This is a genomic window from Pseudomonas sp. Root562 (assembly GCF_001427125.1).
Classification (GTDB): Bacteria; Pseudomonadota; Gammaproteobacteria; order Pseudomonadales; family Pseudomonadaceae; genus Aquipseudomonas.
In genome coordinates this window covers 54542-80879 of record NZ_LMGK01000001.1, presented here as the reverse complement: position 1 = coordinate 80879, position 26338 = coordinate 54542, and the positions used below count along the sequence as shown (strand labels likewise).

Annotated in this window: 22 protein-coding genes; 13 read left to right on the top strand and 9 right to left on the bottom strand. The window is 59.1% G+C overall.

Going from position 1 to position 26338, the window contains the following annotated elements; genetic code table 11:
• Nucleotides 1-161 precede the first annotated feature (161 nt).
• Nucleotides 162-1088 carry a serine O-acetyltransferase EpsC gene (epsC, locus tag ASD60_RS00370; RefSeq protein WP_056852092.1) on the bottom strand — a complete coding sequence of 309 codons (927 nt, stop codon included), beginning with the start codon at nucleotides 1086-1088 and terminating at the stop codon, nucleotides 162-164.
• A 191-nt stretch (nucleotides 1089-1279) separates the two neighbouring features.
• Here epsC and ASD60_RS00365 point away from each other — a divergent pair, with 191 nt between their 5' ends.
• The 12 genes from ASD60_RS00365 to ASD60_RS00310 all read left to right on the top strand — a co-directional run bounded on the left by ASD60_RS00365 (nucleotide 1280) and on the right by ASD60_RS00310 (nucleotide 14042).
• The gene (locus ASD60_RS00365) at nucleotides 1280-2278 is read left to right on the top strand and encodes a D-cysteine desulfhydrase (RefSeq protein ID WP_056852091.1); all 999 of its coding nucleotides are present in this window, start codon (nucleotides 1280-1282) and stop codon (nucleotides 2276-2278) included.
• 316 nt (nucleotides 2279-2594) lie between these two features.
• Nucleotides 2595-3395, top strand: coding sequence for a cystine ABC transporter substrate-binding protein (gene tcyJ / locus ASD60_RS00360; protein WP_056852090.1), 801 nt, complete (start codon nucleotides 2595-2597; stop codon nucleotides 3393-3395).
• Nucleotides 3395-4060 (top strand): cystine ABC transporter permease, encoded by a 666-nt coding sequence (gene tcyL, locus ASD60_RS00355; RefSeq protein ID WP_056852089.1) that lies wholly within the window; start codon nucleotides 3395-3397, stop codon nucleotides 4058-4060. Before tcyJ ends, tcyL begins: the two co-directional genes overlap by 1 nt.
• Nucleotides 4061-4064: 4 nt before the next feature.
• The gene (tcyN, locus tag ASD60_RS00350; RefSeq protein WP_056852088.1) at nucleotides 4065-4820 is read left to right on the top strand and encodes an L-cystine ABC transporter ATP-binding protein TcyN; all 756 of its coding nucleotides are present in this window, start codon (nucleotides 4065-4067) and stop codon (nucleotides 4818-4820) included.
• A 455-nt stretch (nucleotides 4821-5275) separates the two neighbouring features.
• Entirely contained in the window at nucleotides 5276-6097 is an 822-nt protein-coding gene (locus ASD60_RS00345) for a hypothetical protein (protein ID WP_236708388.1), read from the top strand.
• Nucleotides 6098-6265: 168 nt separating this feature from the next.
• The gene (locus ASD60_RS00340; protein ID WP_056852087.1) at nucleotides 6266-7507 is read left to right on the top strand and encodes an SfnB family sulfur acquisition oxidoreductase; all 1242 of its coding nucleotides are present in this window, start codon (nucleotides 6266-6268) and stop codon (nucleotides 7505-7507) included.
• A 23-nt stretch (nucleotides 7508-7530) separates the two neighbouring features.
• Nucleotides 7531-8736 carry an SfnB family sulfur acquisition oxidoreductase gene (locus ASD60_RS00335; RefSeq protein WP_056852086.1) on the top strand — a complete coding sequence of 402 codons (1206 nt, stop codon included), beginning with the start codon at nucleotides 7531-7533 and terminating at the stop codon, nucleotides 8734-8736.
• Nucleotides 8736-10088 (top strand): LLM class flavin-dependent oxidoreductase, encoded by a 1353-nt coding sequence (locus tag ASD60_RS00330; protein ID WP_056852085.1) that lies wholly within the window; start codon nucleotides 8736-8738, stop codon nucleotides 10086-10088. The genes ASD60_RS00335 and ASD60_RS00330 overlap by 1 nt, the downstream gene beginning before the upstream one ends.
• A 133-nt stretch (nucleotides 10089-10221) precedes the next feature.
• Entirely contained in the window at nucleotides 10222-11031 is an 810-nt protein-coding gene (locus ASD60_RS00325) for a MetQ/NlpA family ABC transporter substrate-binding protein (RefSeq protein WP_056852084.1), read from the top strand.
• A 2-nt stretch (nucleotides 11032-11033) separates the two neighbouring features.
• Nucleotides 11034-12155: a methionine ABC transporter ATP-binding protein gene (locus ASD60_RS00320; protein ID WP_056852083.1), complete on the top strand. Its 1122-nt coding sequence runs from the start codon at nucleotides 11034-11036 to the stop codon at nucleotides 12153-12155.
• Entirely contained in the window at nucleotides 12145-12789 is a 645-nt protein-coding gene (locus ASD60_RS00315) for a methionine ABC transporter permease (protein WP_020795820.1), read from the top strand. Before ASD60_RS00320 ends, ASD60_RS00315 begins: the two co-directional genes overlap by 11 nt.
• A 623-nt stretch (nucleotides 12790-13412) precedes the next feature.
• Nucleotides 13413-14042, top strand: a complete 630-nt coding sequence (locus ASD60_RS00310) for a class I SAM-dependent methyltransferase (RefSeq protein ID WP_056852082.1) — start codon at nucleotides 13413-13415, stop codon at nucleotides 14040-14042.
• A 69-nt stretch (nucleotides 14043-14111) separates the two neighbouring features.
• On the opposite strand, the gene ASD60_RS00305 is transcribed toward ASD60_RS00310, so the two are convergent.
• Genes ASD60_RS00305 through ASD60_RS00295 form a run of 3 tightly spaced genes read right to left on the bottom strand, consistent with a single transcriptional unit; the run spans nucleotide 14112 to nucleotide 19332 of the window.
• Nucleotides 14112-17168, bottom strand: a complete 3057-nt coding sequence (locus tag ASD60_RS00305; RefSeq protein ID WP_056852081.1) for an efflux RND transporter permease subunit — start codon at nucleotides 17166-17168, stop codon at nucleotides 14112-14114.
• Nucleotides 17165-18232: an efflux RND transporter periplasmic adaptor subunit gene (locus ASD60_RS00300; protein ID WP_056852080.1), complete on the bottom strand. Its 1068-nt coding sequence runs from the start codon at nucleotides 18230-18232 to the stop codon at nucleotides 17165-17167. Before ASD60_RS00300 ends, ASD60_RS00305 begins: the two co-directional genes overlap by 4 nt.
• Complete coding sequence (locus tag ASD60_RS00295; protein ID WP_056852079.1) at nucleotides 18229-19332, bottom strand: efflux RND transporter periplasmic adaptor subunit; 1104 nt, start codon at nucleotides 19330-19332, stop codon at nucleotides 18229-18231. Before ASD60_RS00295 ends, ASD60_RS00300 begins: the two co-directional genes overlap by 4 nt.
• Before the next feature lie 194 nt (nucleotides 19333-19526).
• On the opposite strand from ASD60_RS00295, the gene ASD60_RS00290 reads away from it, so the two are divergent.
• Complete coding sequence (locus ASD60_RS00290) at nucleotides 19527-20723, top strand: AAA family ATPase (protein WP_056852078.1); 1197 nt, start codon at nucleotides 19527-19529, stop codon at nucleotides 20721-20723.
• A 20-nt stretch (nucleotides 20724-20743) separates the two neighbouring features.
• Here the strand turns inward: ASD60_RS00290 and ASD60_RS27895 are convergent, their stop codons facing one another.
• From ASD60_RS27895 to ASD60_RS00265, 5 genes are all read right to left on the bottom strand, one after another.
• Nucleotides 20744-21853 (bottom strand): RHS repeat-associated core domain-containing protein, encoded by a 1110-nt coding sequence (locus tag ASD60_RS27895; protein WP_082557508.1) that lies wholly within the window; start codon nucleotides 21851-21853, stop codon nucleotides 20744-20746.
• 397 nt (nucleotides 21854-22250) lie between these two features.
• The gene (locus ASD60_RS00280; RefSeq protein ID WP_056852077.1) at nucleotides 22251-23048 is read right to left on the bottom strand and encodes a MetQ/NlpA family ABC transporter substrate-binding protein; all 798 of its coding nucleotides are present in this window, start codon (nucleotides 23046-23048) and stop codon (nucleotides 22251-22253) included.
• Nucleotides 23049-23297: 249 nt separating this feature from the next.
• The gene (locus ASD60_RS00275) at nucleotides 23298-24221 is read right to left on the bottom strand and encodes a sigma 54-interacting transcriptional regulator (RefSeq protein ID WP_056852076.1); all 924 of its coding nucleotides are present in this window, start codon (nucleotides 24219-24221) and stop codon (nucleotides 23298-23300) included.
• A gap of 55 nt (nucleotides 24222-24276) precedes the next feature.
• On the bottom strand, nucleotides 24277-24858 hold the full coding sequence (locus ASD60_RS00270; protein ID WP_056852075.1) for an alpha/beta hydrolase: 582 nt from the start codon (nucleotides 24856-24858) through the stop codon (nucleotides 24277-24279).
• Nucleotides 24859-25242: 384 nt separating this feature from the next.
• The gene (locus tag ASD60_RS00265) at nucleotides 25243-26316 is read right to left on the bottom strand and encodes a fatty acid desaturase (RefSeq protein WP_056852074.1); all 1074 of its coding nucleotides are present in this window, start codon (nucleotides 26314-26316) and stop codon (nucleotides 25243-25245) included.
• Nucleotides 26317-26338 lie beyond the last annotated feature (22 nt).

Sequence of the window (26338 nt, the reverse complement as noted above, 5' to 3'; positions counted from 1 at the left end):
GGAGGCGATCGTTTTTGATCGTTCCTACGCTCTGCGTGGGAATGCAGCCCGTGACGCTCCGCGTCACTGCGGTGCCAGGCTTGAGATGGAGGCGTGAACCGGAACGCGGAGCGTCCCTGGAGGCGTTCCCACGCGGAGCGTGGGAACGATCATTGTGGCGCTTACTTTTGCGCTCCATCATCCAACTGCAAATTCGCTTGAGTCAGATTGCTACCCGCCGGCACGCTGCGGGTCAGCCAGACGTTGCCGCCAATGGTCGAGCCCTTGCCGATGGTGATCCGCCCGAGGATTGTCGCCCCGGCGTAAATCACCACGTCATCCTCGACGATCGGATGCCGCGCCTGGCCCTTCTGCAACTGACCGTCTTCATCCGCGGGAAAACGCTTGGCACCCAGCGTCACAGCCTGATAAATCCGCACGCGCTCGCCGATGATCGCGGTCTCGCCGATCACCACGCCGGTCCCGTGGTCGATGAAGAAACTACGGCCGATTTGCGCGCCCGGGTGAATGTCGATACCGGTTGCCGAATGAGCGATTTCTGCGCTGATCCGCGCCAGTAACGGCAGGCCGGCGCGATATAAATGATGGGCCAGACGATGGTGAATCACCGCCAGAATCCCCGGGTAGCACAGCAGCACTTCATCGACACTGCGCGCCGCCGGATCACCGTGATAGGCCGCCAACACGTCGGTGTCCAGCAGGCTGCGCAGCCCGGGCAGTGCCAGGGCGAAATCCTGAATGATCTGAATGGTTTTGCCTTCGACTTCAGCCTCGGCCTGGGCGCTGTGGCGCGCCGCATACCGCAGTTCGAGCCGTGCCTGCGCCAGCAACGCATTCAGCGCGACATCGAGGGTGTGGCCGACGTAGAAGTCTTCACTCTCTTCGCGCAAATCCACTGGCCCCAGACGCATCGGGAACAGCGCACCGCACAGGGCCTCGAGAATCTCCGCCATGGCCGCCCGGGACGGCAGCTCGCGCCCGCCCTGCTCGCCGCTGACGCGGCCGTTTTGTGCACGCCACTGATCACGGGCCGTGCGCAGTTGGCTGACGATGGTCTGCAATTGCCAATGGCTGGAACGCTCACTCACGGTAAAAACTCCTCACGGAGCGGCCGGACAGTCTGGCCGCGTCAACGGCGATTACTTTACGGCAAGGGCCTTGGGCCAAATTAAGAACCAATTGTGCTGTATCAAGCACCATCGGCTATAAGCGATTGACGGTTGCCCGGGGAAATTGGCGTGCCTATAGTCCTGACATCATTCACCGCCAGTACGGACCCATGATCAAACAACAGCTTGCCCGCTTTAACCGCCTCGACCTGCTCAGTCAGCCCACCGCCCTGGAAAAACTCGAACGCCTGTCGATGTGGCTGGGCCGCGATGTATACGTCAAACGCGATGACCTGACACCACTGGCAATGGGCGGCAACAAGCTGCGCAAACTCGAATACCTCGCCGCCGATGCCTTGGCCCAGGGCGCGGATACCTTGATCACCGCGGGCGCGCTGCAATCGAACCACGTACGCCAGACGGCCGCCATTGCCGCCAAGCTGGGCCTTGGCTGCGTAGCGTTGCTGGAAAACCCGCTTGGCACCGATGACGTCAATTACGTCGGCAACGGCAATCGGTTGTTGCTTGATCTGTTCCATACCAAAGTCGAGCGGGTGGAGAATCTCGATAATGCCGATGAGCAATTGCAGGCATTGGCCGCCCGCCTGCGCAACAACGGCAAAAAACCGTATCTGGTGCCCATCGGTGGCTCCAATGCATTGGGCGCGTTGGGTTACGTGCGCGCAGGCCTGGAACTGGCCGAGCAGATCAAGGACACCGGCCTGGACTTCGCCGCCGTCGTCCTGGCTTCCGGTAGCGCCGGAACCCATAGCGGTCTGGCGCTGGCGTTGAACGAAGCGTTGCCGCAGTTGCCAGTGATCGGCGTGACGGTTTCTCGCAGCGATGAAGATCAACGCCCGAAGGTTCAGGGTCTGGCCGAGCGCACTGCCGAGCTGCTGGGCATGTCGTTGCCGGCGAACTTCAAGGTCGAATTGTGGGACGAGTATTTCGCGCCGCGCTACGGTGAGCCGAATGCCGGGACGTTGGCGGCGGTAAAATTGCTGGCCAGTCAGGAAGGCCTGCTGCTTGACCCGGTCTACACTGGCAAAGCCATGGCCGGACTGCTGGATGGCATCGGACGTCAGCGTTTCGATGAGGGGCCGATCATCTTCCTGCACACCGGTGGGGCGCCGGCGTTGTTTGCCTATACAAGCTTTTTGCAGGACTAGAGATGGCTGATCGTTCCCACGCTCTGCGTGTGAACGCAGCCCGTGACGCTGCGCGTCACTGGACGCGGAGCCTCCCATGAGGCATTCCCACGGAGCGTGGGAACGATCACCCATTGCCGACCAATTATTCCATTAATGCATAACAAAAATAGAATTTATTATTTTCTAATCTAATAACGCCATCATATAGTCATGCCGCAGGCGAATTTGCTGCGAGACGCATAAGCTGCTTTAGGGCAGGATATCGCAGTCGTTCCAATCCCGAATTTGCCAACTTTCCTTAAGCGTCTTCCATAAGAAAACACAGGGGCTTGTCATGAATTTTTCCGCACTACGTCGAAATCTGCTGGTAGGTTCGCTGGGCCTGGCACTGAGCGCCGGCCTGATCGGCCAGGCGGTTGCCGGTGAGCAACTGCAACAAATCAAGGACAAAGGCGTAATCAACGTCGGCCTGGAAGGCACTTATCCACCGTTTAGCTTCGTCGACGAAAGCGGCAAGCTGTCGGGCTTCGAAGTCGAATTTTCTGAAGCGCTGGCCAAAGAGCTGGGCGTGAAGGTCAAGCTGCAACCGACCAAATGGGAAGGCATTCTGGCAGCCCTGGAATCCAAGCGTCTGGACGCCGTGATCAACCAGGTGACCATTACCGAAGAACGCAAGAAGAAGTATGACTTCTCCGAGCCGTACACCGTTTCCGGGATTCAGGCGCTGGTACTGACGAAAAAGGCCGCCGAGCTGAACATCAAGTCGGCTGCCGACCTGGGCGGCAAGAAAGTCGGCGTAGGCCTGGGCACCAACTACGAAGAGTGGGTAAAAGCCAACGTACCGACCGCTGACGTGCGCACCTACGAAGATGATCCAACCAAATTCCAGGACCTGCGCGTGGGCCGCATCGATGCCATCCTGATCGACCGTCTGGCCGCACTGGAATATGCCAAGAAGGCAAAAGACACCACCGCGGCAGGTGAAGCATTCTCCCGTCAGGAAGCCGGTATCGCCCTGCGCAAAGGCGAGCCTGAGCTGCTGGCTGCAGTGAACAAGGCTATCGACAAGCTGCGCGCCGACGGCACGTTGAAAAAGCTTTCGGAAAAATACTTCAACGCTGACGTCACTCAATAATGGAAGAAGCTTTTCAACTCGCACTCGATTCCCTGCCCTTCCTGCTCAAGGGCGCGTACTACACGGTCATCCTGAGCCTGGGCGGGATGTTCTTCGGTCTGGTGCTGGGCTTCGGCCTGGCACTGATGCGTCTGTCGCGCTTCAAGCTGGTGAGCTGGATCGCCCGTGTCTACGTATCGTTCTTTCGCGGCACGCCGTTGCTGGTGCAACTGTTCGTGATCTATTACGGCTTGCCGCAACTGGGCATGGAACTCGATCCACTGCCGGCGGCCCTGATCGGCTTTTCGCTGAACATGGCCGCCTACGCCTGTGAGATCCTGCGCGCCGCGATCAGCTCCATCGAGCGCGGTCAGTGGGAAGCTGCTGCCAGTATCGGCATGACCCGTGCGCAGACCCTGCGCCGGGCCATCCTGCCGCAGGCGATGCGCACCGCATTGCCGCCACTGGGCAACAGCTTCATTTCGCTGGTCAAGGACACCGCGCTGGCGGCCACCATTCAGGTGCCGGAGCTGTTCCGCCAGGCACAACTGATTACCGCCCGCACCTTCGAAGTGTTCACCATGTATCTTGCCGCCGCGCTGATCTACTGGATTCTGGCCACGGTGCTCTCGCACCTGCAGAACAAGTTGGAAGAGCGGGTCAATCGGCACGACCAGGAGTCCTGACCCAATGATTGTCGTGGAAAAACTGACAAAGCAGTTCAAGGGTCAAGTGGTGCTCAACGGCATCGACCTGCAAGTGAAGGAAGGCGAGGTCGTGGCGATCATCGGGCCTAGCGGCTCGGGCAAGACCACATTCCTGCGTTGCCTGAATTTTCTGGAAGAGCCCACCAGTGGCCGGATCAAGGTCGGCGATATCGAGATCGATACCGGCCGCCCGTTGAACCAGCAACAAAGTCTGGTGCGCAACCTGCGCCAGCACGTGGGCTTCGTGTTTCAGAATTTCAACCTGTTCCCCCATCGCACAGCCCTGGAAAACGTTATCGAAGGCCCGATCATCGTCAAGAAGATCCCGCATGCCGACGCCGTCGCCCTGGGCAAGAAACTGTTGGCCAAGGTGGGCCTGGCGGGTAAGGAAGACGCTTATCCGCGCCGCCTCTCGGGCGGCCAGCAACAACGCGTGGCGATTGCCCGCGCGCTGGCGATGGAACCGGAAGTGATCCTGTTCGATGAACCGACCTCGGCACTTGACCCGGAGTTGGTCGGTGAAGTGTTGGCGACGATCCGCGGCCTGGCCGAAGAGAATCGCACGATGGTCATCGTGACCCACGAAATGGCTTTCGCCCGTGACGTGGCCAATCGCGTGGTGTTTTTCGACAAGGGTGTGATCGTCGAACAAGGCGAATCCAAGGCACTATTCGCCAATCCGAAAGAAGAACGCACGAAGCAGTTCCTCAGTAAATTCCTTAATAACTCACACAACTAACACCTTGGCAACACTGCCAACTTCCACGGACGGAAGTTGCGCCCACCGCCCGCCTGCGCATAACAAAATCAAAAAACCATAGTTAATATTTTGTGCGCATGCGCAGTACATATATATATCCCGCAACAGACTTTCACTGCCAATTCCCCCGCATCCGCCAATCACCCGCCGCACGCCCTCCCCGCGCATCCAAGCCCGACTCGCCCTGTATTTATAAGCATTTTCTACTCACCCATAGCGCTTCTTAACTTTAATGCGTAGGACTTTTCTGAATAACATCATATTCCAAGCCTAACTAACAATCGCTATTGACACTGATTCACCCGCACTCTTATCTAGTCACCAAGACGCGCCACCCGTTATTTAAAACAAAATAAGCAATTGCCTTTTTACTCGCACTTGATGCATTTATTTTTCAGAAACGGACTTCGCTGCAACAACTTCAAGGAGACTCCATGAAAAACATTTCGAACCATCCCGAACTCGCAGCCCCAACCCTGGCGCAATCTCACAAAAGCGACATCAATATCGTATCGGCCTCGCACCTGCTGATCGATGTGCCGCCCTACCCTGCGATGGACGAAGGCGACCTCATCGAACTGTTCTGGGACAACTGCTACGTCGCCTCCAGGGTGGTCACGCCCGACGATGTAGGCCGTTCCGTCCACTTGCGCGTACCCGAGAGTTTCATTGCCAATGGCGCCTCGCGCATTCATTACCGGATCATGCAGATTGGCCGGGGGCCGGCGGTATCGGCTGTCGGACGCGTTCGAGTCAAGCTCGATTGTCCGGGTGGCGAACCTTCCAACCTGTGCGGCGACGAAAACCAACGCCTGGCCCCCGTGAGCATCCCTGAAACGATTCGCCGCCAGGGCGTGAATCCCAACCAGATCAAACGCGGCGTGCCGCTGACCATCGAGCCGTACCTGAACATGGCGGCGGACGACGAAATCACCCTGCGCTGGGGCGATGTGCGCATGGACTTGCCACGACTCAAGGCGAGCGACGTGGGCCAGCCGATCCAGGTATGGGTGCCGCCAGCGATCATTATCGAGGCGGGCGAGGATCTGCGGCTGGAGGTGACTTATTGCATTCTCGACCGGGTCGGCAACAACTCACGGTGGGCGCCGGCACGTTCGTTGAAAATTGGTTGCGCCGGTTCGTGGCTGAAAGTCGCGAAAAAGCAACGACCCGAGGCCGCACAAGCGCGCTGTTGCTACAGCAGCAAGTGTTGCCCTGCGCCCACCACCCCTTCTATATATATTCCTAAAAGTTAGTTCATAACTTTTTTATAAACGCTTAGGGTATATACACCGGACCACCGGACATTCTTGTTTTCTACGCCCCAGCGGCGTTTCCATGAGATGTGAGGTAGGTATGGTCCGGAACACAATCACCCCAGTGCAGATCGCCAGGGCATTGCGTGCAGCCAAGGAGCGGCACTGATGTCCAGTCTGGCAGATGCAATTGTCCAGAGTGATCTGGATATCGCCCCCCTGTTGTTGCCCGCGCAAGTGCTGCGCAACGACGCACAAGCCATCAAGGCCGCCCACGAACTGGCGCAGATAGCACGCCTGCACGCGGCCAAACGTGACCAGCAGCGCAAGTTGCCATGGTCGGAAATCGAACAATTCACCCGCAGCGGGCTGGGCAGCATTGGTATCCCGCGGGAGTACGGTGGCCCGCAAGTTTCGTTCGTCACCCTGGCCGAGGTTTTCGCGATCATTTCTGCGGCGGACCCGGCCCTCGGACAGATTCCACAGAACCAGTTCGGCATCCTGAACCTGGTGTTGGGCAGCGCCACCGAAGCGCAGAAAAAACAGCTGTTCAAAAGCGTGCTCGAGGGCTGGCGCATCGGCAATGCCGGGCCGGAGCGAGGCAGCAAGAACACGCTGGACCTCAAGGCGCGCATCACCGCCGATGGCGATGGCTTTGTCCTCAATGGGCAAAAGTTTTACTCCACCGGCGCGCTGTTCGCGCACTGGGTTGCGGTCAAGGCCCTGAACGACGATGGCAGGCAGGTACTGGCCTTCGTCCGTCGCGGCACACCGGGATTGCGCATCGTCGATGACTGGTCCGGTTTCGGCCAGCGCACCACCGCCAGCGGTACGGTTTTGCTCAACAACGTACGGGTCGACGCCGAACTGGTAGTGGACAACTGGAAGATCAACGACAAGCCCAATACTCAGGGCGCCGTCTCGCAATTGATCCAGGCAGCCATTGATGCCGGAATCGCCCGGGGTGCCATCGACGATGCCATCGAGTTCGTGAAAACCCGCTCCCGGCCATGGATCGATGCCAACGTCGACAGGGCCAGTGATGACCTCTATGTGATCGCCGACATCGGCAAACTGAAAATCGAGTTGCACGCTGCCGAAGCCCTGCTGCGCAAGGCCGGACACGTGCTTGATCAGGTCAACGCTGCGCCGCTCACCGCCGAGTCAGCCGCCCGCGCTTCGATTGCCGTGGCCGAAGCCAAGGTGCTGACCACCGAGATCTCACTGTTGGCCAGCGAAAAGCTTTTCGAACTGGCCGGCAGCCGCGCGACCCTCGCCGAATTCAACCTCGACCGCCACTGGCGCAACGCCCGCGTGCACACCCTGCACGACCCGGTGCGCTGGAAGTATCACGCAGTCGGTGCCTATCACCTGAACGGCACGTTGCCGGCTCGCCACTCCTGGATCTGACGACCAGACATCTGGAGAAACACATGACAAGTTCTCAGCACGTCGCGGTCCTGACCAGCGATGAGCAAGCCCTGATTGTCGCCAGCGACCTGGCCGACGATTTCAAGCGCGATAGCGCCCTGCGTGACCGCGAGCGTCGACTGCCGCACCCGGAGCTGGAAGTGTTTTCCCGTTCCGGTCTGTGGGGCGTCAGCGTGCCCAAAGAGTATGGCGGCGCTGGCGTTTCCAACGTCACCCTGGCCAAGATCATCGCGCTGATTGCGCAGGCTGACGGCTCGCTCGGGCAAATTCCGCAGAACCATTTCTATGCCCTTGAAGTGTTGCGCGTAAACGGCAACGAAGAGCAGAAAAAACGCCTGTACGCCGAAGTGCTGGCCGGACAGCGCTTCGGCAATGCGCTCGCCGAGCTCGGCACCAAAACCGCTCACGACCGCGTCACCCGCCTCACCCCTGATGTGCAGGGAGCGCGCAAGGGCTATCGCATAAACGGTCGCAAGTTCTACGCCACCGGTGCGATATACGCCCAACGCATCCCGACCTCGGTGATCGATGAAAACGGCGTGCAGCAATTGGCCTTCGTCCCAAGCAACAGCAAAGGCTTGACCGTCATCGACGACTGGAGCGGCTTCGGCCAGCGCACCACCGGTAGCGGCTCGGTGGTGTTCGAAGATGTCTTCGTCGCCGCCGAAGACGTCATCCCGTTTCAAAGCGCGTTCGAGCGCCCGACACCGGTCGGCCCGTTGGCGCAAATTCTCCATGCGGCCATCGACACCGGCATCGCCCGCGCCGCCTACGAAGATGCCCTGCACTTCGTGCGCACCAAGACCCGCCCGTGGATCGACGCGACGCATGAAAAAGCCACCGACGATCCACTGACCCTCAAGAGCTTCGGCCACTTGAGCATTCGTTTGCACGCCACCGAAGCGCTGCTGGAGCGCGCCGGTGAGTTCCTCGACAAGGCCCAGGCCGACACCAACGCCGAAACCGTCGCCGCTGCATCGATTGCCGTCGCCGAAGTTCGGGCCATCAGCAGCGAAGTTTCCCTGGCCGCCGGCAGCACCCTGTTCGAATTGGCCGGCAGCCAGGCAACCCTGATTGAACACGGTCTGGATCGCCACTGGCGCAACGCTCGGGTGCATACCCTGCACGACCCGGTGCGCTGGAAGTATCACGCGGTGGGCAATTACTACCTCAACGATGAAAACCCGCCACTGCGGGGGACCATCTGATGGCCAAGAAAAAGATCCTGCTCAATGCATTCAACATGAACTGCATCGGGCACATCAACCATGGTCTGTGGACGCATCCCCGGGACACCTCGACCCGGTACAAAACCATCGACTACTGGACCGAACTGGCGCAGTTGCTCGAGCGCGGGTTGTTCGACGGCTTGTTCATCGCCGACATCGTCGGGGTCTACGACGTCTACCAGAATTCGGTGGACGTTCCACTCAAGGAGTCGATCCAGCTGCCGGTCAATGACCCGCTGCTGCTGGTCTCGGCCATGGCTGCCGTGACCAAAAACCTCGGCTTCGGCCTCACCGCCAACCTCACTTACGAGCCGCCGTATCTGTTCGCCCGACGCATGTCGACGCTGGATCATCTGAGCCGTGGCCGGGTGGGCTGGAACATCGTCACCGGTTACCTCGACAGCGCCGCCAAAGCCATGGGCCTGAGCAAACAGGTCGAGCACGACCGCCGTTACGACCAGGCCGACGAGTACCTGGAGGTGCTCTACAAACTCTGGGAAGGCAGCTGGGAAAACGCTGCGGTGCTGAACGATCCACGGCAACGCATCTATGCGCAACCGGACAAAGTGCACAAGGTCGAGCACAAGGGCGAGTTCTATCAGGTCGAGGGATATCACCTGTGCGAACCCTCGCCACAACGCACGCCGGTGTTGTTCCAGGCCGGCAGTTCCGATCGTGGCCTGGTGTTCGCCGGCCGGCACGCCGAGTGCGTGTTCATCAGCGGCCAGACCAAGGCGTCGACCATGGTGCAAGTGGACAAAGTCCGCGCCAGCGCTGTCGACGCCGGGCGCAATCGCGAAGACATCAAGGTGTTCATGGGCCTGAATGTGATCGTCGGCGAAACCGAAGAACTGGCCTGGGCCAAGCACGCCGAATACCTGAGCTACGCCAGTGCCGAGGCCGGGGTGGCGCATTTCTCGGCCTCTACCGGGATCGATTTTTCCGAGTACGCCATTGACGAACCGATCCAGTACGTCAAAAGCAACGCGATCCAGTCAGCGACCAAAAACCTGCAGAACAATGACTGGACCCGACGCAAATTGCTGGAGCAACACGCTCTCGGCGGGCGCTACATCACCGTGGTCGGCTCGCCGCAGCAAGTGGCGGATGAACTGGAATCGTGGATCGCCGAAACCGGCCTCGACGGCTTCAACCTGACGCGGATCGTCACGCCGGAAAGCTATGTGGACTTCATCGAACTGGTGATTCCCGAGTTGCAACGACGTGGCTCGTACAAGACCGCTTATGACGATGGCAGCCTGCGGGAAAAGCTGTTTCGCGAAGGGGCGCATTTGCCTGAGCAACATACCGGCTCTCACTACCGACACTAACCCGATCGTTCCCACGCTCCGCGTGGGAATGCAGCCAGTGACGCTCCGCGTCACAACCGCAGGGACGCGGAGCGTCCCGAGAGGCATTCCCACGCAGAGCGTGGGAACGATCGCACTGACTGGAAAAAACATCATGACCAAGAAGCTCTTCTCTCACCCAGTCAAAGCACTGGCCCTGGCCCTCGGCCTGTTCAGCTCTGCGGTTTTCGCCGCCGACGCTCCGCTGAAAATCGGCACCACCGCCGCCTTCGCCATTCCTCTGGAAGCGGCGGTCGAAGAAGCCGGCAAGCACGGCCTGAAAGTCGAGCTGGTGGAGTTCACCGACTGGATCGCACCCAACGTCAGCCTGGCTGCCGGCGACATCGACGTGAACTACTTCCAGCACATTCCGTTCCTGGAAAACGCCAAGGCTGCTTCCGGTTTTGACCTGGTGCCGTTCGCGCCGGGAATCATCAACAACGTCGGCCTCTACTCGAAAAAATACAAAAGCTTCGACGAGCTGCCGCAAGGCGCCAGCGTCGCCATCGCCAACGATCCGATCAACAGCGGTCGTGGTTTACAGTTGCTGGCCAAGGCTGGCCTGATCACCCTCAAACCCGGTGTCGGCTACAAGGCCACCGAAGAAGACATCATCGCCAACCCGAAGCAAATCAAGATTCTCCAGGTTGAAGCCGTGCAACTGGTGCGTGCCTACGACGACGCCGATCTGGTCCAGGGTTACCCGGCCTACATTCGATTGTCGAAGACCTTCGATGCGGGCTCCGCGCTGCTGTTCGACGGCCTCGATCACAAGGAATACGTGATTCAATTCGTGATCCAGCCGAAGAGCAAAACCGACCCGCGCCTGATCAAGTTCGTCGACATCTATCAGCATTCGCCAGCCGTTCGCGCCGCTCTGGATAAAGCCCATGGCAAGCTCTATCAAGCCGGTTGGGAGAGTTGAGCATGACGGCTGCCACGCAACGGCGACTGGAAACTCCAGCGCCTCACAAAGCACAACAGACCGAGTTGCACCCAGCGCTCAATAGCGCTCACGTGCGCTTCATCGGCCTGGGTAAAACCTACGACGGCAAACAAGGTCCGGTGGCCGCGCTGCACGGCATCGACCTGGCGATCCAGCACGGTGAAGTGTTCGGCATTATCGGTCGCAGCGGCGCCGGCAAGTCGTCGTTGATCCGCACCATCAATCGCCTTGAGCAACCGAGCTCGGGCCGGGTGCTGATCGATCAGATCGACATCGGCGAGTTCGATGAGGACCGCCTCGTAGCGCTGCGCCGGCGCATTGGCATGATCTTCCAGCACTTCAATCTGATGTCGGCCAAGACGGTTTGGCAGAACGTCGAACTGCCCCTGAAAGTCGCCGGTGTCGCCAAGGAAAAACGCGAGCAAAAGGTCCGCGAGCTGCTGGAATTGGTGGGTCTGCAAAACAAGCACAAGGCCTACCCGGCGCAGTTGTCCGGCGGTCAGAAACAGCGTGTCGGTATCGCCCGCGCGCTGGTGCACGACCCGGCGATTCTGCTGTGTGACGAGGCCACTTCGGCACTGGACCCGGAGACCACGCAGTCGATCCTCGGGCTGTTGCGCGAGATCAATCAACGCCTGGGGCTGACCATCATTTTGATCACCCATGAAATGGCGGTGATCCGCGAGATCTGCGATCGCGTCGTCGTCCTCGAACATGGCCGGATCGTTGAACAAGGCCCGGTGTGGGAAGTGTTCGGCAATCCGCAGCATGAAGTCAGCAAGACCTTGCTCGCGCCGTTGCAACATGCCCTGCCGCCGGAGCTGCAAAGCCGTTTGCAGCCTCAACCACGCTCCGCCGAAGACGCTGTGGTACTGCGCCTGCAATTTACCGGAGCGGCCCAGGCTGAACCGGACCTGGCCGCGCTGTTCGCCGCTCTCGGTGGACGCGTGCGTCTGTTGCAGGGTGGCGTGGAACGGATTCAGGGACACGCGCTTGGGCAACTGCTACTGGCAGTGACCGGATCATCCCACGCTGCCGAAGAATTGCAGCAACGCGCCGGCCGTTGGGCGCAACAGGTGGAGGTATTGGGTTATGTGGTTTGATCGCTTGCTGCAAGGCTTCATAGATACGTTTCTGATGGTCGGTGTGTCATCGCTGATCGCCCTGCTGGCGGGTATTCCGCTGGCGGTGATCCTGGTCACCAGCTCCAAGGGCGGCATCTACGAAGCCCCGGCGCTTAATCGCGCATTGGGCGCGTTCGTGAACTTGTTCCGTTCGATCCCGTTCCTGATTTTGATGGTCGCGCTGATCCCCTTCACCCGCCTGATCGTCGGCACCACCTACGGCGTCTGGGCGGCTGTGGTGCCGCTGACCATCGCCGCGACACCGTTCTTTGCGCGTATTGCCGAGGTCAGTCTGCGTGAAGTCGACCATGGCTTGATCGAAGCGGCGCAAGCCATGGGTTGCCGGCGCGAGCACATCGTCTGGCACGTGCTGTTGCCGGAAGCGCTACCGGGGATTGTCGGCGGATTCACCATCACCCTGGTGACCATGATCAATTCGTCGGCCATGGCCGGGGCGATCGGTGCGGGCGGCCTGGGTGACATCGCCTACCGGTATGGCTACCAGCGCTTTGACAGCCAGATCATGCTGACGGTGATTGTGTTGCTGGTGGCGTTGGTGGCAGTGATTCAGTTGGGCGGGGATCGGTTGGCGCGGGGGCTCAACAAGCGCTGAGTAGGCTGGGGGATGGAGGCGCTTTTGTGGCGAGGGAGCTTGCTCCCGCTCGATTGCGCAGCAATCGCAAAAACTGACACCCGCATGTTTCTGATACACCTCTTTGAATGGTCTGGGGGGCTTCTTCGCAGCCCAGCGGGAGCAAGCTCCCTCGCCACAAAGCGTGTTTGTCCTGCATAACAGCTTCCTGGCCATGAGGGATTATTGGACGCAGAAGGGAAGTTTTCCCACAGAGAAATCGGCAATTCCGAAGTCCCGATTCCTTTCCTTTGCAGGTCATTTCCTAGATCATTTCGCTCGCTTGCGCCTGGCAAATTCGCTGGCTAGTCTCGGTTCGTCACTGCTCATCAGTGAACGGGTTTAGTCGCCCGGTTCCTCTAGGCGTACAGCGTCACCTCTTTCAGGTGTTTTTTATTGCCTGAATTTTATGGTGGCTGTGCGCAGGGCACCTTCGGGTGCGCCGGTATTCCTAGAGGCCGGTCGACTAACCTGCGTGCAGCCGCCACCCCTGTTCGTTTAGTCGCGATATCGGTTACCCAATGTAGGCGCTGCCGTAGGTTGCGATCTTTTGAAGCGCGAAAGCGCTTATAGTCGGCACAACTCCTTTACCTGCGCAGCCGACCATGAAACAAACCCCCGACGACCTCAAGCAGATCACCGCCACCACTCTGGGCCATTACAACTCGGTCGCTGAGAACTTTCGTGAGGGGACACGCGATCACGATGTCAGCCAGAATATCGACGCGCTGTTGCGGCACATTCAAGGCACGGCGCCGTTCGACATTCTCGATTTTGGCTGCGGTCCCGGTCGTGATTTGCAGACGTTTACGCGCATGGGCCATCGGGCCGTCGGACTGGACGGTTCGGAAAGGTTCGCGCAAATGGCCCGTGACGACAGTGGCTGCGAAGTCTGGCAACAGGACTTCCTGAAGCTCGACTTGCCGGCCGAGCGTTTCGACGGGATTTTTGCCAACGCGGTGTTGTTTCATGTTCCGCGACAGGAACTGCCGCGGGTGTTGAAACAGTTGTGGGGAACGTTGAAACCGGGAGGGGTGTTGTTCAGTTCCAATCCTCGTGGCGAAAATCAGGAAGGCTGGAACGGGCCACGGTATGGGGCGTATCACGATCTTGCGGCCTGGCAACAGCTGCTGACCGAGGCGGGCTTTGTCGAGCTGGAGCATTACTACCGGCCGGCGGGGCTGCCGCGCGAGCAGCAGCCCTGGCTGGCGAGTGTCTGGCGGCGCGTCGACTGATCGTTCCCACGCTCTGCGTGGGAATGCAGCCAGTGACGCTCTGCGTCATGCCGCAGAGCGTGGGAACGATCACTGCGCGGCGTCTTTCTTCGGCTCGCGAATCTTGTACCAGGCCACATACAGTGCCGGCAAAAACAGCAGCGTCAGCAAGGTCGCGACGATGATCCCGCCGATCATCGCGTAGGCCATCGGTCCCCAGAACACTTCCCGGGCAATCGGGATCATGCCCAGGCTCGCCGCCGCGGCGGTGAGCAAAATCGGGCGCCGCCGGTGTTCGGTAGCTTCCACCACGGCATCCCATGGTGAAGAACCGTCGGCGATGAACGTGTCGATCTGGGTTACCAGGATCACCGAGTTGCGGATGATGATGCCGATCAGCGCCAGGATGCCGAGTATCGCCACAAAGCCCATTGGCGTTCCGGTCGGCACCAGCGCCAACACCACGCCGATCAAGCCCAGCGGCGCGACGCTGGCTACCAGGAACATCTTCTGCACGCTGTGCAGTTGAATCATCAGAAAGGTGGCCATCAGGAATATCATCAACGGCACGACTTTGTTGATCGGCCCCTGGGCCTTGGCACTCTCCTCCACCGTACCGCCCGTGGCGACCTTGTACCCCGCAGGCAATGCGGCGGCGTACTTGTCGATGTCCGGTTTGAGCAGCTTCACCAGATCGGTTGGCTGAATATCACCGATCACTGCGGTCTTGATGGTGATTGTCGGTTTGCGGTCGCGACGCCACACAAGCGGTTGCTCCAGTTCGTAACGCACCGAGGCAAACGCGAGCAGGGGAATCGAGGTGCCGCCCGGCGTGAGAATTTGCAGGTTCTGCAGGGTTTCCGGCGAGCCCCGTTCAGCATCCACGGCGCGGCCGACCACATTGATCAGGTAGATATCGTCGTCGACCTGCGTCACCGTCGAGCCAGTGACGATGCTGTTCATCAGGTTCGCCACGTCTTCGGAAGACAAGCCGAGCTGGCGAGCCTTGTCCTGGGCGATATCGATGCGCAGCACCTTGCCAGGCTCGTTCCAGTCGAAAATGATTTCGCCGATGTGCGGGTTCTTGTCCAGCTGGCTGGCCAGATCGATGGCGTGCTTGCGCACCTGGTCGATGTCCGGGCCGCTGACGCGGTACTGGATCGGCCGCCCCACAGGCGGGCCTAACTCCAGCGCCTGGACGAAACTGCCGATACCCACGAAATCATTGCGCAGACGTTCACGCAGCCGATCGCTGAGGGCGGCGCGCGTCTCGAAGTCTTTGGCGACGATCACCAGTTGCGCGTAATACGGGTTCTGCAGTTGCTGGTCGAGGGGCAGATAAAAACGAATCGCACCCTGGCCGACGTAACTACTCCAGCGCACGATATCCGGGTCACCCTTGAGCGTCGCCTCGAGCTTGTCCACGGCCTTGCGGGTTTCATCGATCGAGGCGTTTTGTGGCAGGTTCAGATCCACGAGGATTTCCGGGCGATCCGAGGCCGGAAAGAATTGGTTCTGTACAAACTGCATACCCACAACCGACAGCGCGAACAGCAGCACCGTGATGCCGATCGCCCACCACCGGTTGCGCATGCACCACAACAGACCGCCGTTGAATGCCCGCCCCAGTCGACCGGGCTCCGCCGCGTGCGGCTTCACATTGGCACTGAGGATGTGCACGCCGATGACCGGCGCAAACAGCACCGCGACCACCCACGAAACCATCATCGCGACGGCAATTACCGCGAACAGGGTAAAGGTGTATTCGCCGGCCGAGCTGCCATTCAAACCAATGGGGACGAAACCGGCGACGGTCACCAGCGTGCCGGTGAGCATCGGGAACGCGGTCGAGGTGTAGGCAAAAGTCGCAGCCTGTTCCTTGGACTCGCCCAGCTCCAGACGCGAGACCATCATCTCGACCGTGATCATTGCGTCATCCACCAGCAGGCCCAGCGCGATGATCAACGCACCGAGGGAAATCCGCTGCATGGTGATTCCGCTGTACTCCATGAACACGAACACCATGGCCAATACCAGCGGGATCGAGCAAGCCACCACCAAGCCAGCACGCAAGCCGAGGCTGATGAAGCTGACCACCAACACGATCACCACCGCTTCGAACAACGCACTGGTGAAGCCGCCAACAGCGGCTTCTACCACAACAGACTGATCGGACACGTTGTGCACACCGACACCCATCGGCAGGTTGGCAGTGAGCTCATTAATACGCTGATGCAGCGCCTTGCCGAATTCCTGGATGTTGCCCCCGGTCTGCATGGCTATGGCCAGACCGATAGCCTGTTGGCCATTGAAGCGGAATTCCGGCGTCGAGGGGTCGACGTAGCCTCGGCGGATATCGGCTATATCGGCCAGACGATAAAAGCGATCATTGAGTCGCAGATTGACGTTGGCCAGATCCTTCTCGGAAATGAACTGCCCTGACGTGCGTACGGAAATCCGCTCGGGTCCCGCCTCGATCACCCCGGCCGGGGTCACGGCGTTTTGTGTTTGCAGACTTTGCACAACCTGTTGCTCATCGATACCCAGCGCCGCCAGTTTGCGGGTCGAGAAGTTCAGGTACAGGACTTCGTCCTGCTGGCCAATCATCTCGATCTTGCCCAAGCCCGGTACGCCGCGGATATCGGCACGGGCCTGTTCGACGTAGTCGCGCAATTGGCGCAATGTCAGACCGTCGGCGGTAAAGGCATAGATCGAACCGAACACGTCGCCGAATTCATCGTTGAACGACGGTCCCTGAATGCCTTGTGGAAACGAATAACGGATGTCGCCGATCTTCTTGCGCACCTGGTACCAGATTTCCGGAATGTCCTTGGCCTTGGTCGTGTCGCGCAAGTAAACGTAGACCGTGGACTCACCCGGTCGGGTATAGCTTTTCACGTAGTCGAGCGAGTCGAGTTCTTCGAGTTTTTTCTCGATGCGGTCAGTGACCTGCTTGAGAGTTTCCTCCTGGGTCGCACCTGGCCAGCGGGTCTGGATAACCATGGTCTTGATCGTGAAGGAAGGGTCTTCCTCGCGCCCCAGGTTCAGGTATGAAAACACGCCCATCAGCAATGCGACGAACATCAGATACCAGACAAACGACTGATGTTTGAGCGCCCATTCGGATAAGTTGAAACTCCCTTTCATTGTGGGCTGCCCTCATCTACTTTCACTTTTTGCCCCGGTTTGAGGCTGTTGACTCCCGCACTGACAATCCGCTCGCCGGACTTCACGCCGCTGGCGACTACGACGGTGCTGTCCGTGCGGCTGATGATGCTGACATCCCTGGGAGAAACGGTTTGCGCCTGGGCATCGATTACCCAGATGCGCGACTTGCCTTCGACTTCCTGCAATGCGCTAAGAGGCAATTCGATCTGCGGCTTGATCGCCGAAATCAATGTCACGCTGATCGCCGTGCCCAGGCGAAATCCGCTGGGTGTTTCGGAAAGGGTCAGGCGCGCGCGTCGGGTACGGGTTGCACTTTGTGCCTGGGGCTCGATTTCCCGCACGATAGCCGTGGTGTTGATCTCCGGGCTCAATTGCGAAGCAACCTGGAACACCACGTCTTCGGGTAACTGATCGACCAGGGTGTCCGGCAGATCGATCACCGCCTCCTTGATGTCCGGTCGCGCCAGGGTAACCACTTGCTGGCCGGCGGTGACCACTTGTCCGGCTTCGGCCATCCACGCGGTGACGACCGCTTTGTGATCGGCACGCAATTCAACGTAGTTGAGTTGATCCTTGGCCTGGCTGACCGCTGCCTGAGCCTGGTCCAGCGAGGCCTGGGTGGTCTTCAGGTCAGTCAGTGCAGCGTCGAGTTGCGCCTGGGAGCCCACGCCTTGATCGAACAGGCTCTGCTGTCGCCGGGCGGTGGCCTGGGCGTTGATCAGATTCGCCCGGATGCTCGCCAGGTCGCCCTCTGCCGAGCGCAATTGGTTCTGCTGATCCGTAGGGTCCAGCGAGGCAAGCAACGCCCCCTTGTCGACCTCCGCGCCGACATCGACGCTACGGCTCGCGATGCGTCCCGGTACACGGAAACCGACATTGCTCTCATAGCGGGCCTGGATGCTCCCCGCGAATCGGCCAAGGTTTTGTTCACCCAGTGCCTCGACCTTGATCGACAACACCGGTCGCACCGGCTCCGCTGGCGCTTCTTTTTCCGAGCAGGCCGCCAGCATCACACTGGTCAGAACCAGTAACAGATGCTTCATGGTTGACTCTCCGCGGCCAATTCCTTGTAGGTGTCTTCAGCGATTTCCACCGTCACGCCGGGATGCAGCAACTGGCCACCGGCAACGACGACTTTTTCACCACCTTTTAGGCCCTCACTGATGATGACTTTACCGGTCAGATAGCGGCCGACGGTGACGGTATGCAACTGCGCCTTGCCTTCGCCGTCTACCAGCCATACCGCGGGCTCGCTGATTTTTTTGGTCAGCGCCGACCACGGCAATTCCACCGCGGACTTGCCCCGGGTATTGGCTGTGGCACTCACCACCGAACCCAGTTGCATGCCGGGCGGCAAGCTGTCGAGGGTGACTTTGACTTGCACAGTGCCAGTCTGCTCGGAGACCGCCGGGGTGATTTCGCGGACTGTACCGGTGGTTTTGATCGCCGGATTATCGAGCAGGCTGACCACAACGCCCTTGTCTGATGGTGGTTCGGCCAGCAGCGATTCATAGACGTTGAACACCGCATCGCGCGCACCGTCCTGGGCCAGGCTGAAGATCGGCACGGTGGCCTGAACCACCTGCCCGACTTCTGCCTGACGCGCAGTGATCACGCCCGGCGCATCCGACATCAACGCGGTGTAACTCAATTGCTCACGGGCATTGGCCAACTGCGCCTGGGCCGCCGCGAGTGAGCTTTGGCTACTGCGCAATGCCGCCTGCGCAGAGTCGTACTCGCTTTGGCTGGTATAACCCTTGGGCAACAGTTTTTGCTGGCGCACGAAAGACGCGGCGTTCTGTTTGACCTTGGCCTGCTCGGCCACCACTTGAGCCTGTGCCGAGTCGAGACTGGTTTGCAGGTCCTTCGGGTCGAGCCGGGCAAGGACCTGCCTGGCCGAGATCCGGTCACCCACATCGACCGTACGCTGGATGATCTTTCCACTCACGCGAAAAGACAGCTCGGTCTGCACCCGAGCCTGCACATCGCCGGTCAAGGTGATGTTGGCAGCGTAATCGGTGAGTTTGACTTCCTGAACGAAAACCCGTGGCCGAGCCTTTTCGAGCGGTTTCTCTTTGTCGCAGGCACTCAGTAAAGCCAGGAGGCTCAGGCCAAGCGCTAATCTCAATCCGGGACCAGCCATGCAGGCTCCTTTGCGTTTAACGGGCGCGATTCGTTTGTCAGCTTAGAACAGGGATTAACCTTCGCCTACGCAAATTCAGCTTTTCCTCTTGTACGAGCTGCCGCGGGCTGCGATCTTTTGATCCTGATCAACTCAAAGGCAAGAGATCGTAGCTGCGGCAGCGCCTGCAGGGTCGGCCAATAGGGACATTTTCCATGCTCAACACCCTCGCGGTGGCCAATTACCGCTCGATCAACAAACTGGTGATCCCACTGGGTCGTTTGAACCTGATCACCGGGCCAAACGGCAGCGGCAAATCGAACCTCTACCGCGCGCTGCGCTTGCTGGCGGAAACCGCTCAGGGTGGCGTGGTCAATGCACTGGCCCGTGAGGGTGGGCTGGGCTCGACCTTCTGGGCGGGACCGCAAACCATCTCCCGGCGCATGCGAAATGGCGAGGTGCCGGTCGAGGCCGGCGTGCGACAGGGCGCCAAACGCCTGCGCCTGGGATTTACCAGTGAGGACTTCGGTTACTCGATCAGCCTCGGCCTTCCTGAATCCAACGGCCACTTCATGCTCCCAGGGCACGACACGCCCCTCCCCTCACGGTTCAGCCTCGATCCGCAGATCAAGCGCGAATGCATCTGGAACGGTGCGTTCTATCGTCCGGCAAGCCTGTTAGTGGATCGCGACGGCCCGATGATTCGCAGTCGGGCCGATCGTCAATGGGATGTACTGGCACAGCACACCCCGAATTTCGACAGCCTTTTTGATCAGGTCGGCAGCTTGCGCACCTCGCCGGAAGTTCTGGAACTGCGCGAATTCATCCGCCGCTGGCGCTTCTACGATCACTTTCGCAGTGACGTCGACGCACCAGTGCGCCAACCGCAATTAGGCACCCGTACGCCGGTTCTGCACCACGACGGCCGCGACCTGGCGGCGGCGTTGCAGACCATTATCGAAATCGGCGACCCCGAGGCATTGCGCGACGCGATCAGCGATGCATTTCCCGGTGCACGATTGCACATCGAACCGCTCGCCGGTGGCCGCTTCGCCATCGAGTTTTATCAGGAAGGATTGTTGCGCCCGCTGTCCGCCGCCGAACTGTCCGACGGCACACTGCGCTATCTACTGCTGGTGGCAGCGCTGCTGACGCCACGCCCGCCGACGCTGATGGTGTTGAACGAACCGGAAACCAGCCTGCATCCGGATCTGTTGCCGGCATTGGCGCGGTTGATTATCCGCGCCTCCGAGCAGTGTCAGGTGTGGGTGGTGTCCCATGCACGACGGCTGATCTCTGCATTGCAGCAGGACCCGGAATGCAACTGCATCGTGCTGGAGAAAACCCTCGGCCAGACCGGGATTGTCGGGCAGCGGATGCTGGACGAACCGGCGTGGTATTGGCCGGATTGAATGACAGGTGTCGAGTTGTTCTAAAAGGATCGGCGGATTTTCATGGCACGCCCGGGATTCTCGACTTGACTGTCGAAACCCATGTTCAAGTTGACATCGGTTCGATGTCTGACTGTTGGAACCTGAAAACTTTCAAAGCCAATCGGCCCGGGCGAAGGAAGCGGAGCTGAAGGAATCGGCGAGCCTGGCGCTGCGGGCGGACTTACCTGCGGGTTTCTGAAGGGACCTGATTTTACTCCTCTGTAGGCAACCTTCACTGCTTCAGCCCGGTTTATCCTGTAAGCACGAAAGTTGAAGGACACCGCAGTTGCTGTAGCGGCAAACGATAAAGCGCTGAAGGCGGCCATGATCGCAAGCAGGGGATCCAGGGCTGAATTATCCGGATCCGCGGCAGCGATACTGGACCTCACGAACCCCGTCCCGGCACCGACGAATCCTGTCACAGCCCCCGTCATACCTGCGTACTTGGCGTGTTTCGAGACGGTTCCAGAGGCCGTGCTGCTAGCGACTTTTGCATTCCTGATAGAGAGCCTTGCCGAGTAAATTCCGACAGCGCCCGACACCAGACCCAGCGCAGACATTGCGACGAACATCCACGATTGCCAGTTTGGCTCGCCCGCATGCCCCGTCGGATCACTGAAATTCACCGGATCCCCCAGGCAATACGCATACGGATTCAGCCCGCCCCGCCCAAACGGACTCAGACTGTCCGGGCTGTTGAAGCGCATCAGCACCGGATTGAATGCACGATGACCATTGCCCAGCAAATAGTGGCCGGTGACCGGGTCACCCCTTTCGCCATTGAAACCCAGAAGACTGCCGAGACCGCTTTCGACCCGGCGATGGCCGTAGGGCGAATAGACCTGCCGTAGAGGTGGATGGGTGAGTTGCTGAATGGATCGTTGGTGGTCAGTCGCCAGCAATCGACTCGCAACGTCATCATGATCGCGACGTTGCTCCGCCAGCAGTTGCGATTCTGTTTGAAACACACTCTGGCTGGTGCAGCCTTGCAATTCCGTCACCAAATGTTGGTGACGATAAAATCGCTGCATTTTTTCTTGCCCCAATGGCTCCAGCCCGATCAGCAGATCCAGTGCGTCGTAACCATAGCGGCACAAATATGTGGTCATCGTCAGCACCTCCGTTCAATGATCGTAGCTTGAAACGACCGGAGGATTCGGAACAACTGGCAAAAGTGCTAGTAATCGAGGAAAAGTGTTTGGCCTGTTTGCCGAGGCGGCGTAAGACGGCTATTTTCCTTTACGCCGTAGGAAGGATCTATTTTTCGATTTGCCCCTCCAAGGACGGACCGTTATTGGCCAGACTCCCTGGCCGAACACTCACAAGGAAGAGAACATGGCAGATGCAAAAGTGCTTGAACCCATGAATCCGCAGGACATCGTAAAGTTATTGGTCGCGTTGCGCAGGGCGTTGCTGGCCAGCACTGCTTGATTTTCAAATACAAAAAAACGCCGACGCTAGCGCTAGCCGTCGGCGTTGGAAACCTTGAAGGGTTTACCTCGCGAATCAGAACGCCGGCAGTACCGCGCCGCTGTACTTCTTCTCGATGAATGCTTTCACTTCCGGGCTGGTCAGGGCTTTGGCCAGTTTCTGGATAGCGGCGCTGTCCTTGTTGTCCTCACGGGCCACCAGGAAGTTCACGTAAGGCGAATCAGCACCTTCGATCACCAGGGCGTCCTTGGTCGGGTTCAACTTGGCTTCCAGCGCGTAGTTGGTGTTGATCATGTCCAGATCAACTTCCTTCAGAACACGTGGCAACAGGGCCGATTCAAGTTCCTTGAACTTGAAGTTGTGCGGGTTCTTGGCGATATCTTTCGGGGTCGCCAGGGCGTTTTTCGGATCCTTGAGTTCGATCAGACCGGCTTTCTGCAGCAGGATCAACGCACGACCGCTGTTGCTGCCTTCGTTCGGGATAGCGATGGTCGCGCCGTCAGGCAGCTCGGCCAGGGTTTTGTATTTGCTCGAGTAGCCACCGAACGGTTCAACGTGCACACCTTGCACGGTGACCAGGTACTTGGCTTTGTCATCCTTGTATTTGCCGGCGTTGAAGCTGTCCAGATAAGGCTTGGTCTGGAAGTAGTTGGCATCCAGGCGCTTTTCGCCAACTTGCACGTTCGGCTGTACGTAGTCGGTGAAGACTTTGATCTCCAGGTCCACGCCTTCTTTGGCGAGGGTTGGCTTGATCAGCTCAAGGATTTCGGCGTGTGGCACCGGGGTCGCGGCAACCACCAGTTTCTCGCCAGCCTGGGCCAGGCCCGCGGTCAGGGCAGCCGCCAGTGCGGTGAACAACAGAACCTTTTTCATGCAGTGTCCTTATCGAATATCACAGTCGCTTGTGGCGACGGCTATCAGTACGTGTGCCAGTGAAGTGCTATCGCTGGCGTGAAGCGGACAATACCGGGATTTTTTATTCCCGAACAATAACCTTTATTCAGCTTCATATTCCATTTTGTTCATACAGCTCTAGCCCGCGCATTCCCTTGGTTGCGAGACTGCTCGCGAGGGTCGCCAAACGATAACGCAGGGCTCCTGAGACTCTGCGGCGTTCTCGGATTACAGGAGGCCGGCCTGCTTAAGTATTTGTTTCAGGGCGGCTTTTTCAGACGCGGAGCCCTTGTCGAGTATCTGCTGGAGTTGCCGTTCAATCTGCGCCAGCCCTTCATCCGGCAAATTCAAATGCTCCGGCAAAATCTCGTCGCCGGTACTCACCAACAACGCAAAGTGAATGACATTTTCCAGTTCGCGGGTGTTGCCCGGCCAACTGTGTCGCTCCAGCACGTGTTGCGCGGTTTCGCTGATCAGTGGCACCGGCAGATCGAGGCGTTGGCTGTAGATACCCAGGAAGTATTCGGCCAACGACAGAATGTCGCCGACCCGCTCGCGCAAGGCTGGCAGTTCGAGTTGCCCCTCGCTGAGGTAGTGATAGAGCCGCTCATGGAATTTCCCGGCGGCAACCGCCTGGGCCAGATCGATGCTGGTGGCCGCTACCAGACGCACATCTACCGGGCTCGGCTGCTGGGCACCAACGCGTGTCACTTCGTGGTTTTCCAGCGCGGCGAGCAGTTTGATCTGGATCGGCAGCGGCAAGTCGCCGATTTCGTCCAGGTACAGCGTGCCGCCGTTGGCCGAACCAAACCATCCCGCGCGACTGCTCGCCGAACCGCTGTAGCTGCCTGCGGCATAGCCAAACAATTCAGCATCGGCGTAGGTCGGGCTGATCGCGCCGCAATTGACCGACACAAACAATCCGCCACGATCGCTGGCGCGATGGATGTGCCGCGCCAACAATTCTTTACCGCTCCCCGTTTCGCCACGGATCAGCACCGAAATCGAGCGCGGTGCCAGTTGTTCCAGCTCCTGGCGCAATTGCCGGGAGCGCGGATCGACGAACACCAACGCCTTGGCGCGAATGCTCAGGGGACTTTTTTCAGCATCGGGAAAGGTCAGCAGCGGCTGACCGAAGGTTTCAAAGCTCATGGCAGACTCCCGCCCAAAACCGCCGGGAGACGGGGGCGTTAACTAAGGAAAGTGTTCAAGCGCGGCGCAGGGCGTGTTGTTCCATGCGGTTCTGCAGGCGATAGAGATAGGCAAATCCCTGCTCCCAACGCTGATGTCCGGACTTGACGTTGATGTGACCGGCACCTGCGAGGATGCCCGCTTCGGCTCCCCAGTTGCGCGCCAGCTCCAACGCTCGCGATGCACTGACGGCACTGTCGTTATCGGAACTGACGACCTGGCTGGGAAATGGCAGCAGGTCAGTCGGAATCGGTGCGAAATTACGCAGGGCCGGCGCACAGGCCGGACGCTCGACGTCTGCCGGTGCGACCAGCAAGGCGCCGCGCACCTGCCGCAAGAACTGCACGGGCGCCGTCGCAGCCCAATGGGCGACGGTGATGCATCCCAGGCTGTGGGCAATCAGAATGACCGGAGTGCTGTCGGCCGCGATCGCCTCAGCCAAGGCCGCTACCCAGTCTTCGCGGCGCGGTGTCAACCAGTCGGCCTGTTCGACCCGTGCGCTGTTCGGCAAACTTTTCTGCCAATGGCTTTGCCAATGATCTTCTGGCGATCCTTGCCAGCCCGGCACAATCAGGTAGCGAATCGGTTCGTTGCGCATGGGGAACTCTCCTGCTGCGTGTCTGTTCCCGATCGAGTATAGGGAGGAGAGTTATATTCGTTAAGGAATAAGAAGCTATTTATTAAGGTCTGATTGGAATATAAAAACAATTGGTGGGTTGGTGTTTCTTGCGGAATAAAAAAGGGGCCGCACCCTGCCAAGGAGACGGCCCCCGGAAACTCAAATTCTGTCAGTGCTGATCAGCAACACCGGAAGCCGATGATTGGCTAAAACGGTTATCCAATAAAGGAATATTTGATTACTTTGTTAGCACTTGATGACATAAGGCGATCCATCGCCGGGCCTCCTTCCTGCGTCATAACCTAACGTCCCTTTAGGTCAGATTTATGACGAACGAACAGATTTGAGTTTCCGGTGTAGTGCTCACACCTGAGCGGTTCGCACTTGCTGTGGTTCTGTAGTTTCCTTGCGCACAAACCGGTTCGCCCGGCCGAAGGTGCCGAGATCGTTGAACCGCACCCCCATCTCGCGCATTACTTTGTGACCAACCGGCACTGTCAGCTGGCGGATGTAGAACGGCTCCTTCACCACAAAATGATGAATCCCGTGGCTGCTGCCGAAATTGAAGCAGAATGCCTGCAACGGCCATAACCACCATGCATTCAGCACTTGGGTTTGCTGCATGACGTTGCCCGGTTCCACGTCGCCGTAGTAGTGCATGTTCGAGCTGATGAAGTGCAGGCAAAACGTGCGCAGTACATTCGGGCCGATGATCACGACTGCCGCGATGTCGATCACCTGCATGACCGACAACGTCGTCGCCGACCAATCAATCGGCGCGCCTATCAGTTGCGCAATGCCATTGGCCGCATGAAAACCGAGAAACACATACCACGCCCCCCAATGCACCAGCGCCAGCGGTGCATAGACCTTCAAGGTGCGCTTGATGATGCTGAACTTGTGTGCCCATGTCCTGGCTCGCAACATGCGGATAAACGCCGACATGATGTTGTCGCCAATCATCAAGAACCGGGCGAAACCCCATGGCTCGCCGTTGGTGATCGCGCGCTCTTCCATGTCGGTTTCAGAGCCGGAAAACTTGTGGTGATTGAGGTGCAGGTGACGGCGAATCCATGGGTTGATGGTGCTCGGGCGGGCCAGCCACACCAGCCCCATCATCAGGTTGTGCGGCACCTTCTGTTTACGGAAGTACATGCTGTGAATCAGATCGTGTTCCAGCTCATGGGTCAGCGAAGCAAAAAACGCGTTAAGCAACAGGCACGCCCACCAGGCCATGTGTCCGCTGATGTAGAGCGCTGCCGAACCGATCATGCCGGCCAATGCGAACGCCAGAATGCTCGCACCGATAGCGTCCTGATGCTTGAGAACCGGGTAGCGCTCCCGCAGTTCGACACCCTTGGCCAGCACCACTTCGCGAATATGTGCCGATCGTTGAGCTGCATTCAGTCGTTGGGGGCTTGCAGAAGTACGGTCCATGCTTCCATCCTCTGGTTATTGA